Genomic DNA, 15,152 nt, shown 5'->3' with positions numbered 1-15,152 from the left:
GTCCGGAACCGGTCCCGGACAGGTCAGCCGCGGACCGGTCGGACGTCTAGTCGGCGATCCCCTCGGGGATCGCCTTCTTGATGGCCGGCGCCAGATCGATCAGGGCCGCGGAATCGTCCGAACCCTCCGGCACCGTCACCTCGACGTACACGAGCCGGTTGGCCGTGGTGAAGCGGTTGCCCCCGCCGTCGCGCTTCTCCATCAGCCAGCCGACGCCGTTCACCTCGCCCGCCACCGCGTCCGGGTCGGCCCCCTCGGGGACCTTCGGATCGGTCATCTTCGGCGGCCGCGTGACACCGCAGCGCAGTATGATCGCGGAGCCTCCCCAGCCCGCGGTCAGCGCGGAGGCGGGCTCGGGATCGTGGCGGCTCTCACCGTCCACCCTTGACGGCAGCGCCTTGTCCAGGTTCCGGCACAGTTTCGTGGCGTTCGCGCCAGGGCTGGGAACCGCCGTCGGCGCGCTGTCGTCTGCCGAGGAGCAGCCTGCGGCCGCGATCAGCAGGACGAGGGCGGACAGCCCGAGGACAGGGCGACACCGGTGACGGAAAAGGTTCACCGGCCAAGGTTAGACGGGGGCTACAGATGGACCACCGGGCAGGTCAGGGTGCGGGTGATCCCGTCCACCTGCTGGACCCTGGCCACCACCATGCGGCCGAGGTCGTCCACCGTGTCGGCCTGGGCCCGCACGATCACGTCATAGGGTCCCGTCACGTCCTCGGCCTGGACCACGCCAGGGATTTTGCCGATCTCCTCGGCGACGGTCGACGCTTTGCCGACGTCCGTCTGGATCAGGATGTACGCCTGTACCACGGAACCTCCAGGGCGGCCACGAGGATCATGTGGGGAAAAGGAACGCCACGGTATCGCGTCGCCGCGCGCCGCGGGGAGACCTACGCGGACCACGGCTCGCGCGCCGGGGTACGGGGGCAGGACAGAAGTCGACGGCCGTCTCGACCGTATCGAGGACACTGGGTATGCGCGACCGGGCACGGACAGGCACAGAAGGGGCCGAAGGGTAGATGAAGGGCACTGTCGGTGAACTCGGCGAGTTCGGGCTCATCAGGGAGCTCACCTCCCGTCTCACCACCACCAGCGCGGTCCGGGTCGGCCCCGGTGACGACGCCGCGGTGGTCGCCGCGCCCGACCGCCGGGTGGTGGCCAGCACCGACATCCTGCTGGAGGGCCGGCACTTCCGCCGCGACTGGTCGACGGCCTACGACGTGGGCCGCAAGGCCGCCGCGCAGAACCTCGCCGACATCGCAGCCATGGGCGCGGTGCCGACGGCCCTGCTGCTCGGCCTCGTGGTGCCCGCCGAACTGCCCGTGACCTGGCCGTCGGAGATGATGGACGGCCTGCGCGACGAGTGCCAGGTGGCGGGCGCCTCCGTGGTCGGCGGCGACGTCGTGCGGGGCGACACGATCATGGTGTCGATCACCGCGCTCGGCGATCTGCGCAACCAGGAGCCCGTCACCCGGGGCGGCGCCCAGCCCGGCGACCTCGTCGCGGTGACCGGCTGGCTCGGCTGGTCCGCCGCCGGGTACGCGGTCCTCTCCCGAGGGTTCCGCTCGCCCCGCGCCTTCGTGGAGGCCCACCGCCGCCCCGAGCCGCCTTACCATGCGGGTCCGGCGGCCGCCGGGCTCGGCGCGACGGCGATGTGCGACGTGAGCGACGGGCTGATCGCCGACCTCGGGCACATCGCCGAGGCCAGCAAGGTCCGCATCGACATCCGGTCGGGCGCCATAGACATCCCCACCCAGATGAACGACATCGGGCAGGCTGTCGGCGTCGACCCCATCCAGTGGGTGCTCACCGGGGGAGAGGACCACGCCATCGTGGCCACCTTCCCGCCCGACGTGAAACTCCCCGCCCGCTGGAAGGTGATCGGCGAGGTGCTCAACCCCTCCGCGCTGCCCCAGGTGACGGTCGACGGCGCGCCCTGGACCAGCAAGGGCGGCTGGGACCACTTCGGGGAGCTGGAGTCATGACCGTCCACGGGACCCCGCCCCGGGTGCTGACCGTGGCAGGCTCCGACTCCGGCGGCGGGGCCGGGATCCAGGCCGACCTGAAGACGATGCTCGCCCTCGGCGTGCACGGCATGAGCGTCGTCACGGCCGTCACCGCGCAGAACTCCCTTGGCGTGCAAGGGGCTTGGGAGCTGCCGGTGGAGGCGGTCCGCGCCCAGTACCGCAGCGTCGTCGACGACGTCGGGGTCCAGGCGGTCAAGACGGGGATGCTCTCCTCCGCCGAACTCGTCGAGACGGTCGCCGAGTTGCTGGCCGGGACGGACGCCCCCGTCGTCGTCGACCCGGTCGGTGTCTCCAAGCACGGCGACCCGCTGCTGGCCGCCTCCGCGCTGGACTCCGTGCGGACGAAGCTGCTGCCCCTCGCCACCGTCGCCACCCCGAACCTCGACGAGGTGACCCGGCTGACCGGCGTGCGGGTCGAGTCGGAGGAACAGCTCAGGGACGCGGCGGCCGCGGTGCTGGCGTACGGGCCGCGCTGGGCGCTGGTCAAGGGCGGCCATCTGCCCGGCGATGCCCTGGACCTGCTGACGGACGGCGTCGAGGAGCACTGGCTGCGCGCCCCCCGGCACGACAACCGGCACACGCACGGCACCGGCTGCACCCTGGCGTCGGCGATCGCCGCGCAGCTCGCGAAAGGGGGGTCCGTGCCGGAGGCGGTGGCGGCTGCGAAGCGCTACGTCACCGGGGCGATCGCCGCCGGGTTCGCCCTGGGCGCGGGCATCGGCCCCGTGGACCACGGCTGGGCCCTCGTCCGGGACGCCGGGGACGCCTCGGGTGCTCCGGCGGCTTGACGTCCGTCGCCCCGGCCGCGGGCCGGGCGGGAGCGGTTCGGGCGGGCACAGCAAGAAGCCGGCCCACACTTGGTGGACCGGCTCGATGCAGCGAACCAGCAGTGGCCGCGCGCGATGGGGTTCCCCCCGGCTCGAACGGAGTCGAGAGCAGGGGGACGTGCGTCAGCGCGAGACCTTGCCGGCCTTGATGCACGAGGTGCAAGCGTTCACGCGCTTCGGCGTCCCGCCGACCACGGTACGGACGCGCTGGATGTTCGGGTTCCAGCGACGGGACGTACGGCGGTGCGAGTGCGAGATGTTGTTGCCGAAGCTCGGCCCCTTGCCACAGACGTCGCAGTTGGCAGCCACGGGTCACTCCAAAGACTTCAGATGCACTTACGGATGATCCCGGCATGCCGGGATCAGGATCTAGGATCTGAGTGGCGCTGCCAGGGGGATGGCCCGATGCGGATCGGGCAACCGGAGCAGCATACAACGGCTGCGCCGGTACAACGAAACTACCATGGCTGCTCAGGGGCCCGGCCCCCGCCCGGTCGGCCCCCGTCCGCTCCGGCCCGGCCCGCTTTCCACCGGACACCCGCCCGGGGTCTACGCTGCGTCCAGTCCAGCAGCCGGGGAGGCGCAGGTGGCGCAGGTGCCGCAGACATTCTTCGATGCTCTCGCGGTGCGCACCTGGTGCGGCCTCGCCCTCACCGCGCTGGGGCAGGCGCGTGAGGAGATCGACGCGATCAACGTGTACCCGGTCGCGGACGGGGACACCGGCACCAACCTGTACCTGACCGTCGAGTCGGCGGCGACCGCCGTCGAGGCGGTGTTCGCCGGGTACGAGGCCGGGTCCGGCGCCGGTTCCGCGCCCGCCGGGAAGCCGTCCCTCGCCGACGCCGTCCGCGCGATGGCGCACGGCGCGCTCATCGGGGCGCGCGGGAACTCGGGGACGATCCTCGCGCAGCTGCTGCGCGGCATGGCCCAGGTCCTCGCCGCCGAAGGCGAGGCCCCGCACACCGACGGACGGGGGCTGCGGACGGCCCTGCGGCGCGCGGCCGACTCCGCCCGTCAGGCCGTCGCCCACCCCGTGGAGGGCACGGTGCTGTCGGTCGCCTCGGCCGCCGCGGACGCCGCCGCGACGGCGGCGGGAGCACAGGACGCGGAGGGCGACTGCGGGATCGTCGCCCGCGCCGCCTACCAGGGAGCCTGCGCGGCGCTCGCCGCGACCCCGGGGCAGCTGGCCGTCCTGGAGCACGCCGGTGTCGTCGACGCGGGCGGCCGGGGTCTGGTCGCGGTGCTCGCGGCGCTGGTGGAGACGTTCACCGGCGAGGCGCCCGGGTACTCCGCGGTCGCTTCCGGGGGTCCCACGCGCGAGGGGCGCGCGGAGCCGGTCCGGGAGGACGACGGCGCCGGGCGTGCGCAGGACTGCGGCGACGGGCCGGAGGGCGGGGGCGGTCCCGCCTTCGAGGTGATCTACCTGCTGGAGGCCGAGGACGTCGCGGTGGGGCGGCTGCGCCGGCGGCTGGACGCCCTGGGCGACTCGCTCGTCGTGGTCGGCGGCGACGGCCTGTGGAACGTCCACGTGCACGTCGACGACGCCGGCGCCGCCGTGGAGGCCGGCGTCGACGCGGGCCGGCCCTACCGGATCCGGATCACGCACTTCGGCGTCGGCGACGCGCACACGCGCGGGAGCGAGCGTCCGCCCCGCGAGCGCGTCCAGCGGGCGGTAGTCGCCGTCGTGCCCGGTGAGGGACTGGCCGGGCTCTACGCCGAGGCCGGCGCGACCACCGTGCTCGCGCGCCCCGGGGAGCCGCCCGCCAGCGGCGAGCTCGTCGAGGCCGTGCGACGGGCCCACGCGCGCGAGGTCGTGCTGCTGCCCAATGACGCCGACCTGCGCCACACCGCCGCCGCGGCCGCCGAGCAGGCCCGCACGGAGGGCATCCGGGTCGCCCTGATCCCGACCCGCTCCGCGGTCCAGGGGATCGCCGCCCTCGCCGTCCACGAACCGGACCGCCGCTTCGACGAGGACGTCGTCTCGATGACCTCGGCGGCCGGCGCGACCCGCCACGCCGAGGTCGTCGTGGCCGAACGCCAGTCGTGGACCATGGCCGGCATCTGCCAGGCCGGAGACGTCCTGGGGCTCGTCGACGGCGACGTGGCCGTCATCGGCTCCGACGTGACCGCCACCGCCGAGACCGTCCTGAACCGCATGCTGTCGGCCGGCGGCGAACTCGTCACCCTCGTGCTGGGCGACGACGCCCCCGAGGGCGTCGCCGAGCACCTGGAGGCACGGGTGCGGGAGGCGTACCTCGCGGTGGACACGGTGGTGTACCGGGGCGGCCGGCAGGGAGCCCTGCTGCTGATCGGCGTGGAGTAGCCCCGGTCCCGGATCGGTCAGCGGCCCTTCTGCTCCTCCGCCACCTGCAACAACTGCTCCGCCTCGGCCCGCCGGGCCCGCACCGTCTCGTCCTCGCCCTGTTCACCCGCTTCGCCGCCGTGCTCGCCGTGCCCGCCGTGTACGGCGTCGGCGGCCGTCCCCGCGCGCGTCCCGGCGTCGGCGTAGGAGCGCAGCACCGCACGCGCGCGTGCCGCGGCGGCCGCCGGGCGCCCCAGGTCGCTCTCCAGCCAGCCGGCCGCCAGCTCCGCGCTGGTCCGGGCGTGCAGGGCGCTGTCGCCCAGGGCCACGAACACCGCGACGGCCTCGGCCATCTGGGAGAGCGCCTCGTCCAGGGCGGTCCGGATCGAGTCGTCGTCGGCGTCCTCGGCGGCGGAGCGGGCCAGCAGGTCTCCGAACTGGCGGTGGGTGTCGCCCAGTTCGGCGACGAGCCGGCCGCGCACCTCGTCGTCCCGCGCCGCGTCGAACGCGTCCGCGCACTCCTCCAGCGCGGCAGCCATCAGCTCGCGCGCCGTCTCCGTGCCGTCCTCGGTGCGCAACGCCAGCCATGCACGGGCCCGCAGCGAGCGGACCAGGCCATGGACGTTGCCGAGGTCGCGCCACAGTGCGCCCGCGCGCGCGTAAGCCCGGTCCGCCTCGGCGTGCAGGCCGGCCTGGCCGAGCGACTCGGCGGCCAGGTGCGCCAGGGTCGCGTGGTCGTGCTGTTCGGGCCAGTGCCGGGCCAGCTCGGCGGCCTGCAGCCGCCGCTCGGCGGCGTCGCGGTGGTCCCCGAGCTCGCTGAGGCAGTCGCCCAGCCACCACAACGTCTGGACGACCGCGCCGTCGCCGTGCGTCTCGGCGCTCAGGTCCGCGAGCGCCGACTCCAGCACCTCCGCGGCCTCGGCCCAGCGGCCCTGCCGGACCAGGTAACCGCCGAGCTGGTGCCGCGCCCACGCGCCGAACGTCGGTCCCAGACCGGCCTCGTCGGCCCAGTGCGCCGCCTCCAGGGCGTGCTCCGCCGCCTCGGCGGCCTCCCCCCGGCCCCCGACCACCTCGGCGAGCTGCAGATGCAGCTGAGCCCGCCCCACCGCTTCCAGGAACGGTCCGCCGTGCTCCAGCGCCGCCCGCAGCGCCCGCTCCGCCTCCACCATGTCGTCCAGCTGGTGGGCGAGACCGGCCAGCCGGGCCTCGTACTCCACGGCGAACCACGGCAGACCCGCCGCGACGAACTCGCCCGCCGCCCGCGCGAACAACTCCACGCCGCCGTGCGGATCCCCGGACCGCACCGCCACTTCGGCGAGCATCGCGCGGCCCTCGGCGACCCGTGCGGCGAGCCGTACGTCGTCGCCCGCCCGGCCCTCCACCAGCGCCAGCAGTTCCCGCACGGCTGCTTCCGCCGCCGTCAGGACGGCTTCCTCGACCGGTCCCTCGGCCTCGTGGACGCGCCGCATCAGGATCCGGGCCCGCGCCATCAGCACGCCTGCCGCCTGCGGCACCTGCGTGCCGCCGTCGGCGTACAGCGCGAGGACGCGGTCGTAGGGGTCCGCCACCGCCGCGAGCGCCTCGTCGACCTCGCCGGCGAGGGCACGGACGTAGGCCGCACGCGCGCGTGCCGCCAGCGCCTCCCCGGGGTCGCCCGCCCGCGCGTACAGCTCGGCCGCCCGCTCGAACCTCTCGGCGCCCTCGGGGCCCAGGCCTATCGCCTCGTGGTCGGCGATCTCCGCGCGGTCACGCGCCTCCAGCTCCCCGCCCTCCGAGCCCGCGGCCGCGGCCGCCTCGGCCACCCGCGCCCACGCCTCGACGGCATGCGGCTGGAGGGTGTCCGACAGCCGCCGGGCCTCGACCAGCAGAGCCGCCAGGTCCGGCTCGCCGGACTCCCCGGCCGGAGCCTGCGCCCGCGCCGGGGGCGTCGGCGCGGCCGCGGCGGACACCGGTCGCGCGGCCCGTACGCCCAGGGGCAGCCGCTCCGCCAAGGGCCGCTGCGCCATCCGCGCGCGTGCCCGCTCGCCGACGTGCCGCGTGCCGTTGCGCTCGTCGAAGCGCGCGGCCAGCGCGAGCGCCTGTTCGCGCGCATGGTCCGCGAGTTCGACGGCGGTCCACTCCCGGCCGGCCGGCCCGGGCACCCGCCGGCCGCCGAGCCCGAGCCCGGACAGCCGCTCCATGAGCAGCGCCACCACGCTCAGGAACTCCAGCTTGCTGCGGGGATGCCCCTCGTCGGTGAAGTACGCGGGCCGCTCCGCGAGCAGCTCCAGACCGCGCGCCTCGTTGCCGGTCAGCGCGCAGAACTCGACGTGGTCGGCGTAGGCGCCCCGCATCGACTCCATGGGCCGCACCAGCCGCAACCCGCGCAGATGGTGGGCGCGGGCCTCGTCGGTGCGGCCCAGCCGCAGCAGCGGCAGCAGCGAGGAGGCGAGCACGGTGTGCGGCTCGTGCGCGCACGCGTACTCGCCCTCCAGGACCGGCGCCCACACCCGCAGGGCTTCGGCGTCCCGGCCGCGCTCCGCCTGCCACCAGCCCTGCCCGTGCAGCTCGCACGCGTGACAGTCGGCCATGGTGTCCCGGTCCGCGGCCAGCCAGGCGGCGAACGCCCGCTCGGCCCGCTCCACGTCCCCCACGTGCGCGGCGACGCTGAACTCGGCGCTGCGCACCGCCCGCTCGGAGTGCCCGGCGAGGCGGTAGCGGTGCTCCATCTCGCCGAGCCACTTCTCCACCGACGCCAACGGCACGTGCGGCTGGTCGAGCATGCCCGCCGACATCCACTTGAAGACCCAGTGCAGCGAGTGCGTCTCGTACGCGTCGAAGTCCTCGGGCCGCTCGTCCCACATGCGCAGCAGCCGCGCGAACGGGACGAACATCTTCGCCTTCTCGGAGCTGTAGTTGTAGACCTTCAGCTGGTGCCCGAGCGCCTCGATCACGGCCAGCGGGATCTTCAGCTTCTCGGCCTCCAGCAGCAGCTGCTCCGCGCGCGCGTTGCGGGCCGGCCCCTCCGGCTGCTCGCCGTTCTCCGCCATCGCCCGGCGCAGGGAGTCGAAGTCCGTGATCTCACTCATCGTCGGCCGCCCGTCCCTCCGTCGGCGCTCCGTGGGCCGACTCCCCGTGTGTGGCCCATTCCAGAAGGCCGATGAACGCCCGGTTCAGCAGCGCCGAGTCCGCCGGCCGCAGGGGCCGTTGCGCCATCAGCAGCGCCTGCCCGTACAGGGACTCCGTGGCCGTGCCGATCAGCTCGGGATCGTGCAGCGAACCGATCCGCCGGACCAGCGGGTTGAGATGGTTGAGCACCAGACGCGCGCGGGGGGCGCTTCCCCGCAGTGAGCCCAGGATGCCCGCCCACAGGTCGTCGGCCTGCTCCTCGGCGTCGGCGCGCGCCTGCTCGTGCCGGGCCGCCCGGTCGTCGAGATGCAGCGCGGGCACCGACAGCGGGTGGAAGGCCCGCAGGACGACATCGCAGCCCAGCGCGTCCAGCTTCGCCCGCGCGGCCGCCAGGAAGCCCGCCAGCGCCAGCTCCTCGGCCGGGTCGACGCCGTCCAGGTGGGCGGTCACGGTGTCCGCGTCCAGCTCGGCGACCACGGTCCCCGGCCGCACCGAGGGCAGCGCCTCCACCAGCTCGCTGTCGTACGTGTAACCGCCGTTGACCACCCCGACGCCCTGCGCGGACGCGATCGGCGCGACCTGCCGGTACTCCTCCACGGTCCGGGTGAAGTGCACCACCGGGTGGCGCTGCGCGAACTCCTCCAGCGACAGCCGTCCGTCGGTCGTCTCGAAGGGCAGCCACGGCAGCATCGTGCGCAGCATCTCCCGGTCGTGCCGGGCCAGGGACTTCACGCCCAGGTGGTGCACCGCCAGGAAGGCCGCGAGCCGCTCCGGATCGCCTGCGGCCAGTCCCGTCAGCCAGGTCCGGATCCGCCCGCCCAGGGCCTCGCGCACCGCGGCCAGCGTCTCGTCCTCGTACAGCGATTCCCGCGAGGCCGTCGGACGCAGGCTGTCGGTGTCCAGGACGCAGCGCACGAAGAACGCCCAGTCGGGCAGCAGCTGTTCGCCGCGCTCGGTCAGCAGCATGCCCTTGAGGTGCACCCGGTGACCGCCGCGCTGCGCCGGGCTGACCGCCGACGGCAGCACGTACGCCACCCCGCGGATCCCCGCCAGCGGCACGTCCAGCTCGATCGCGTCCAGCGGGGTGAAGCCGAACAGCTCGTGACAGTGACGGGCCAGCGCGACCCGCCGGCCGGCGGGGGAGGGGTACGCGCGGTCCCAGGGTGCGGGCCGGTCGGTCACCGGCTCGTCGCCGACCCGGACGTCGTACGGCAGCAGCGACCCGAAGTCCCGGGCCAGCGCCAGCACCCGCGACTCGGCGAGCCACTCCCCGGCCCCGGCCCGCGCCACGAGATGCACGGTGGTGCCCGGCTCGGGACGCTCCTCGTGGGGCAGCGTCCGCACGGTGTACGAGCCGTCGTCGCGCGCCGTCCACTCCACGGGCGGCGCCTGCGGCGTACGGGCGCTGCGGCTGACCACCCGGATCCGCTCGGCCACCACGAAACAGGCCAGCAGCCCGATGCCGAACTGCCCGAGGAAGTCCGAACGGACGTCCTGCAGGCCCTCGGCGCGCTTGGAACTGCGCCCGATCGTGGCCAGCAGGCTGTGCACGTCGGCCTCGGTCAGCCCGACGCCGGAGTCCTCCACGCGCAGCCGGCCGTCAGCCGCGAACAGCCGCACCCGCGCCGGGGCGTCGGGCTCCTCGGCCCGTCGGGCCGTGACGGCGTCCACCGCGTTCTGCAGCAGCTCGCGCAGGTAGACCCTGGGACTCGAGTAGAGGTGATGGGACAGCAGGTCCACCAGGCCGCGCAGGTCGACCTGGAACGTATGAGGGGGCTGGGGCGCCTGGGATGACTGTGAGGTCTGGGAGTCCATCGCTGCAGCGCCGCGGGCTGGGGAGGAGCACGGCGCGGGGTCGGGCGGTCCCGGTGGGGCGGTGACCGCGGATGATGGCCGGAGCGGGTCATCCTAGGGCCCGAACGAGCCGTCTGACCAGGGGTTTCGGGACACCTCTACGGCAATGTCAGTGCCGTGGTGTGCAATGGATCCCGTGCCCGCGCTGAAAGAACCACTGCAACGACCGCTGAAGTCGGTGCTCGGCCCAGCCACCGCGAAGGTGATGGCCGAGCACCTCGGCCTGCACACCGTCGGCGACCTTCTGCACCACTACCCCCGCAGATACGAGGAGCGCGGCCAGCTCACCCACCTCGCCGACCTCCCCATGGACGAGCACGTCACCGTGGTCGCCCAGGTCGCCGACGCCCGGCTGCACAGCTTCGCCTCCGCCAAGACCCCCCGGGGGAAGGGACAGCGCCTGGAGGTGACCATCACCGACGGCAGCGGCCGGCTCCAGCTGGTCTTCTTCGGCAGCGGCGTGCACAAGCCCCACAAGGACCTCCTGCCCGGCACGCGCGCGATGTTCTCGGGCAAGGTCTCGGTCTTCAACCGCCGCCTCCAACTGGCCCACCCGGCCTACGAGCTGCTGCGCGCCGACACCGAGGAGTCCGTCGAGAGCTGGGCAGGCGCCCTCATCCCGCTCTACCCGGCCACCGCCAGACTGGAGTCCTGGAAGATCGGCAAGGCGATCCAGACCGTCCTGCCCGACGCCCGCGACGCCGTCGACCCCCTCCCGGAGTCCCTGCGCGAGGGCCGCGGCCTGGTCTCCCTCCCCGAGGCCCTGCTGAAGATCCACCGCCCGCAGACCAAGGCCGACATCGCCGACGCCCGCGCCCGCCTGAAGTGGGACGAGGCGTTCGTCCTCCAGGTCGCCCTGGCCCGCCGCTGGCACGCCGACGCCCTGCTCCCGGCCGTCCCCCGCAGGCCCGCCCCCGACGGCCTCCTCAGCGCCTTCGACGCCCGCCTCCCCTTCACCCTCACCGAGGGCCAGCAAAAAGTCTCCAAGGAGATCTTCGACGACCTGGCCACGGACCACCCGATGCACCGGCTGCTCCAGGGAGAGGTGGGTTCGGGCAAGACCCTGGTCGCCCTGCGCGCCATGCTCGCCGTGGTCGACGCCGGCGGCCAGGCCGCCCTGCTCGCGCCCACCGAGGTCCTCGCCCAGCAGCACCACCGGTCCGTCGTCGAGATGATGGGCGACCTGGCCGAGGGGGGCATGCTCGGCGGGTCCGAGCAGGCCACCAAGGTCGTGCTGCTGACCGGCTCGATGGGCGTGCCGGCCCGCCGGCAGGCCCTGCTCGACCTGGTCACCGGGGAGGCCGGCATCGTGATCGGCACGCACGCCCTGATCGAGGACAAGGTCCAGTTCCACGACCTCGGCCTGGTCGTGGTCGACGAGCAGCACCGCTTCGGCGTCGAACAGCGCGACGCCCTGCGCGGCAAGGGGAAACAGCCCCCGCACCTGCTCGTCATGACGGCCACGCCCATCCCGCGTACCGTCGCCATGACCGTCTTCGGCGACCTGGAGACCTCGGTCCTCGACCAGCTCCCGGCCGGCCGCTCGCCGATCGCCACTCATGTCGTCCCGGCCGCCGACAAACCCCACTTCCTGGCGCGCGCGTGGGAGCGCGTGCGCGAGGAGGTGGCGAACGGCCACCAGGCCTACGTCGTCTGCCCGCGCATCGGCGACGACGGCGACGAGCCGGACGCCCCGAAGAAGGCCGGCCGGCAGGAGTCCGCGCAGGACGAGGCGGAGAAGCGGCCGCCGCTCGCGGTCCTGGAGGTGGCCGAGCAGCTGGCGAAGGGCCCGTTGAGCGGACTGAGCGTGGAAGTGCTGCACGGCAGGATGCACCCCGACGACAAGGACGCCGTGATGCGGCGCTTCACCGCCGGGGACACCGACGTCCTGGTGGCGACGACCGTCATCGAGGTCGGCGTCAACGTCCCCAACGCCACCGCGATGGTGATCATGGACGCCGACCGCTTCGGCGTCTCCCAGCTCCACCAGCTGCGCGGCCGGGTGGGCCGTGGCTCGGCCCCTGGCCTGTGCCTGCTGGTCAGCGAGATGCCGGAGGCGAGCGCGGCCCGGCAGCGGCTCACCGCCGTCGCCACCACCCTCGACGGCTTCGAGCTCTCCCGCATCGACCTCGAACAGCGCCGCGAGGGCGATGTCCTCGGCCAGGCCCAGTCCGGCGCCCGCACCTCCCTGCGCGTCCTCGCCGTGATCGAGGACGAGGAGGTCATCGCGGAGGCGAGGCAGGAGGCGGTGGCGCTGGTCGCGGCGGACCCCGAGCTCAGCGGCTGTCCGGGCCTGCGGACGGCCCTGGACGCCCTCCTGGACGAGGAGCGGGAGCAGTACCTGGAGAAGGGCTGAGCGGCGGCGGCCGGCCTTCGAGGAGCCCGGGGCCGTCCTCCCCCGGACGGCCCGCGCCACCCGTGCGCGGCCGCCCGGGCCCGACCGCTGCCGCACACGTCCCCACCGCGGTCGCGCGCACCTCCCGGCCGCTGCCGCAAGCGCCGCCGCGGCCCCGAAGGAACCGCTGCCGCACGCGCCGCACCGCGGTCGCGACCGTGCTCGCGTACGACCGGCACGGCTTCCCTCGCCTCCGCCTGCCAGACTGGACCCCGTAACCGCTGCCGAACAAGGACCCGAGATGACCCGCGTGATCGCTGGCGCAGCAGGCGGACGTCGCCTGGCCGTCCCGCCGGGGACCGGCACCCGCCCCACCTCCGACCGCGCCCGCGAAGGTCTCTTCTCCACCTGGCAGTCGCTCCTCGGCGGTCCCCTGGACGGCGAACGCGTCCTCGACCTGTACGCGGGGTCCGGCGCAGTCGGCCTGGAGGCGCTCTCCCGCGGCGCGCACCACACCCTCCTGGTCGAGGCCGACGCCCGCGCGGCCCGCACGATCCGGGAGAACGTGAAGGCCCTCGGCCTGCCCGGCGCCGAGGTCCGCGCGGGCAAGGCCCGGCAGGTCGTCCAGGAGGAGCCCGCCGCGCCGTACGACCTCGTCTTCCTCGACCCTCCGTACGCCGTCACCGACGACGATCTTCGCGAGATTCTGCTCACACTCCGCTCGGGGGGCTGGCTAGCGGCCGACGCCCTCGTCACCGTGGAGCGCAGCACCAGAGGCGGGGAGTTCCACTGGCCGGACGGATTCGAGGCGCTTCGGGCCCGTCGCTACGGCGAGGGAACGTTTTGGTACGGTCGCGCCGCCTCTACGTGCGAAGACACGCGATGACCGGACCGGAGAGCGAGGGAACACAAGTGCGCCGTGCCGTCTGTCCCGGGTCGTTCGACCCGATCACCAACGGACACCTCGACATCATTTCCCGCGCCTCCCGTCTGTACGACGAGGTCTATGTCGCGGTCATGATCAACAAGTCGAAGAAGGGCCTGTTCGACGTCGACGAGCGGATCGACCTGATCCGCCAGGTCACCGCCGAGTACGGCAACGTCCGGGTCGAGGCCTTCCACGGTCTCCTCGTCGACTTCTGCAAGCAGCGCGAGATCCCGGCCATCGTCAAGGGACTGCGCGCGGTCAGCGACTTCGACTACGAGCTGCAGATGGCCCAGATGAACAACGGCCTCTCGGGCGTCGAGACGCTGTTCGTGCCGACCAACCCCACCTACAGCTTCCTCTCCTCCTCCCTGGTCAAGGAGGTCGCCACCTGGGGCGGCGACGTCTCCCACCTGGTGCCTGCGCAGGTCCTCGCGGCGCTAGGCGAGCGCCTCCGGCGGGACTGACGCCGAACGGGGACTCCTGACGGCCCGTCATCCGGTGTCCGGCGGACATCCCCTGGCCGTACAGTCGTTCCGTCCGTCTCCAACACAGCTGTAGAGAGTGGCGAGCAACCGGTGGACGTGCAGAAGAAGCTCGACGAGATCGTCACGGCGGTCTCCAGTGCCCGGTCGATGCCGATGTCGGCCTCGTGCGTGGTCAACCGCGCGGACCTGCTCGCCCTGCTCGAAGAGGTGCGCGCGGCCCTGCCCGACTCGCTGGCCCAGGCCGAGGAGCTGATCGGCGGCCGTGAGCAGATGGTCGAGTCGGCCCGTCAGGAGGCCGAGCGGATCATCTCCACCGCGCACGCCGAACGCGGCTCCCTGATCTCCGACACCGAGATCGCCCGCCGCTCACAGGCCGAGGCCGACCGCATCCTCGCCGAGGCCCGCAAGGAGGCCGAGGAGGTCCGCGCCGAGGCCGACGACTACGTCGACTCCAAGCTCGCGAACTTCGAGGTCGTCCTCACCAAGACGCTCGGCTCCGTCGGCCGAGGCCGCGAGAAGCTCCTCGGCACCGGTCCGGGCGTCGACGAGAACGGCTACGAGGACGAGGACGCCCCCGAGCGCAGTCACGACCCCGAGACCCTGCGCCGTGACGCCGACGCCTACGTCGACACCAAGCTGGGCGCCTTCGAGGCGGTCCTCGCCAAGACCCTGGAGGCGGTCGGCCGCGGCCGCCAGAAGCTGCACGGCCGCATCGCCACGGACGACCTCGGCGCCCTCGCCGGCGACACGACGACGTTCCAGCACTCCTCCGACGCCGACTACCTTGCCGATCTTGCCGCCCTGGCGCAGCAGGACGCGAACGCCGGACAGCCCGTCCAGCAGTCGTACGAACAGCAGGAAGCGCAGCCGGCCTACGGCTACCAGCAGGCGGCGGACGGCTACCCGCAGCCTGCGGACCCCTACGGCGGCTACCAGCAGCAGGAGCAGCAGGTCTACGGTCAGCAGGACGCCTACGGCTACCAGCAGGCGGACCCCTACGCGTACGGCTACGACGGCGGGCAGGCCCCCTACGACACCCACCAGGCCGCCCAGCAGCCGCAGCAGCAGGCCCAGCAGTCGCAGCAGCAGCCCCAGGCGGGGTACGCCCTGGACGAGACCAGCCTCTTCGACACCGGCATGATCAGTGCCGAACAGCTGCACGCGTACGAGCAGGAGCGCGGCCTGTAGGGACGTCGTCGCGCCCACCCGATTGGGCTGTGGCCGAAAGCTCCAGTATCCTGGCTCTTCGGTCGCGTGTGCGTTCACTGACTTCGTATACGCCCGCG

General features: G+C 73.7%; 12 protein-coding genes. 7 read left to right on the top strand and 5 right to left on the bottom strand.

Annotated elements, in window-relative coordinates; all coding sequences use genetic code 11:
• Window positions 1–46: 46 nt before the first annotated feature.
• Complete coding sequence (locus IE239_RS22695) at window positions 47–556, bottom strand: DUF3515 domain-containing protein (RefSeq protein WP_190151208.1); 510 nt, start codon at window positions 554–556, stop codon at window positions 47–49.
• A 20-nt stretch (window positions 557–576) separates the two neighbouring features.
• The gene (locus IE239_RS22690) at window positions 577–810 is read right to left on the bottom strand and encodes an Lrp/AsnC family transcriptional regulator (protein ID WP_190151207.1); all 234 of its coding nucleotides are present in this window, start codon (window positions 808–810) and stop codon (window positions 577–579) included.
• A 209-nt stretch (window positions 811–1,019) separates the two neighbouring features.
• Between IE239_RS22690 and IE239_RS22685 the strand changes: the two genes are divergently transcribed.
• Together IE239_RS22685 and thiD are read left to right on the top strand one after the other, a co-directional pair.
• On the top strand, window positions 1,020–1,985 hold the full coding sequence (locus IE239_RS22685; RefSeq protein ID WP_190151206.1) for a thiamine-phosphate kinase: 966 nt from the start codon (window positions 1,020–1,022) through the stop codon (window positions 1,983–1,985).
• Window positions 1,982–2,815, top strand: coding sequence for a bifunctional hydroxymethylpyrimidine kinase/phosphomethylpyrimidine kinase (gene thiD, locus IE239_RS22680; RefSeq protein WP_190151205.1), 834 nt, complete (start codon window positions 1,982–1,984; stop codon window positions 2,813–2,815). Before IE239_RS22685 ends, thiD begins: the two co-directional genes overlap by 4 nt.
• A gap of 162 nt (window positions 2,816–2,977) precedes the next feature.
• Here the strand turns inward: thiD and rpmB are convergent, their stop codons facing one another.
• Window positions 2,978–3,163, bottom strand: a complete 186-nt coding sequence (rpmB, locus tag IE239_RS22675) for a 50S ribosomal protein L28 (RefSeq protein ID WP_013000438.1) — start codon at window positions 3,161–3,163, stop codon at window positions 2,978–2,980.
• Between the two features lie 277 nt (window positions 3,164–3,440).
• Between rpmB and fakA the strand changes: the two genes are divergently transcribed.
• Window positions 3,441–5,177, top strand: a complete 1,737-nt coding sequence (fakA, locus tag IE239_RS22670) for a DAK2 domain-containing protein (protein WP_190151204.1) — start codon at window positions 3,441–3,443, stop codon at window positions 5,175–5,177.
• A 17-nt stretch (window positions 5,178–5,194) separates the two neighbouring features.
• Here fakA and IE239_RS22665 read toward each other — a convergent pair whose 3' ends face one another.
• Together IE239_RS22665 and IE239_RS22660 are read right to left on the bottom strand one after the other, a co-directional pair.
• Window positions 5,195–8,224, bottom strand: a complete 3,030-nt coding sequence (locus IE239_RS22665) for a tetratricopeptide repeat protein (RefSeq protein WP_190151203.1) — start codon at window positions 8,222–8,224, stop codon at window positions 5,195–5,197.
• Window positions 8,217–10,079 (bottom strand): HSP90 family protein, encoded by a 1,863-nt coding sequence (locus tag IE239_RS22660; protein ID WP_190151202.1) that lies wholly within the window; start codon window positions 10,077–10,079, stop codon window positions 8,217–8,219. Before IE239_RS22660 ends, IE239_RS22665 begins: the two co-directional genes overlap by 8 nt.
• A gap of 166 nt (window positions 10,080–10,245) precedes the next feature.
• Between IE239_RS22660 and recG the strand changes: the two genes are divergently transcribed.
• From recG to IE239_RS22640, 4 genes are all read left to right on the top strand, one after another.
• Entirely contained in the window at window positions 10,246–12,474 is a 2,229-nt protein-coding gene (gene recG, locus IE239_RS22655) for an ATP-dependent DNA helicase RecG (protein WP_190151201.1), read from the top strand.
• A 280-nt stretch (window positions 12,475–12,754) separates the two neighbouring features.
• Entirely contained in the window at window positions 12,755–13,339 is a 585-nt protein-coding gene (gene rsmD / locus IE239_RS22650; RefSeq protein WP_190151200.1) for a 16S rRNA (guanine(966)-N(2))-methyltransferase RsmD, read from the top strand.
• 26 nt (window positions 13,340–13,365) lie between these two features.
• Window positions 13,366–13,845 carry a pantetheine-phosphate adenylyltransferase gene (gene coaD, locus IE239_RS22645; protein WP_190151199.1) on the top strand — a complete coding sequence of 160 codons (480 nt, stop codon included), beginning with the start codon at window positions 13,366–13,368 and terminating at the stop codon, window positions 13,843–13,845.
• Window positions 13,846–13,956: 111 nt separating this feature from the next.
• On the top strand, window positions 13,957–15,054 hold the full coding sequence (locus tag IE239_RS22640; RefSeq protein WP_190151198.1) for a F0F1 ATP synthase subunit B: 1,098 nt from the start codon (window positions 13,957–13,959) through the stop codon (window positions 15,052–15,054).
• Window positions 15,055–15,152: the final 98 nt, after the last annotated feature.

The sequence above is a fragment of the Streptomyces humidus genome, assembly GCF_014649655.1.
Classification (GTDB): Bacteria; Actinomycetota; Actinomycetes; order Streptomycetales; family Streptomycetaceae; genus Streptomyces; species Streptomyces humidus.
This window is presented reverse-complemented; position numbering and strand designations above follow the sequence as displayed.

What these genes read in the sequence shown, in the direction of transcription:
- IE239_RS22685 (WP_190151206.1), top strand. Translation starts at nt 1,020, where the DNA reads ATGAAGGGCACTGTCGGTGAACTCGGCGAGTTCGGGCTCATCAGGGAG.
- thiD (WP_190151205.1), top strand. Translation starts at nt 1,982, where the DNA reads ATGACCGTCCACGGGACCCCGCCCCGGGTGCTGACCGTGGCAGGCTCC.
- recG (WP_190151201.1), top strand. Translation starts at nt 10,246, where the DNA reads ATGGATCCCGTGCCCGCGCTGAAAGAACCACTGCAACGACCGCTGAAG.
- rsmD (WP_190151200.1), top strand. Translation starts at nt 12,755, where the DNA reads ATGACCCGCGTGATCGCTGGCGCAGCAGGCGGACGTCGCCTGGCCGTC.
- IE239_RS22660 (WP_190151202.1), bottom strand. Translation starts at nt 10,079, where the DNA reads ATGGACTCCCAGACCTCACAGTCATCCCAGGCGCCCCAGCCCCCTCAT.
- IE239_RS22665 (WP_190151203.1), bottom strand. Translation starts at nt 8,224, where the DNA reads ATGAGTGAGATCACGGACTTCGACTCCCTGCGCCGGGCGATGGCGGAG.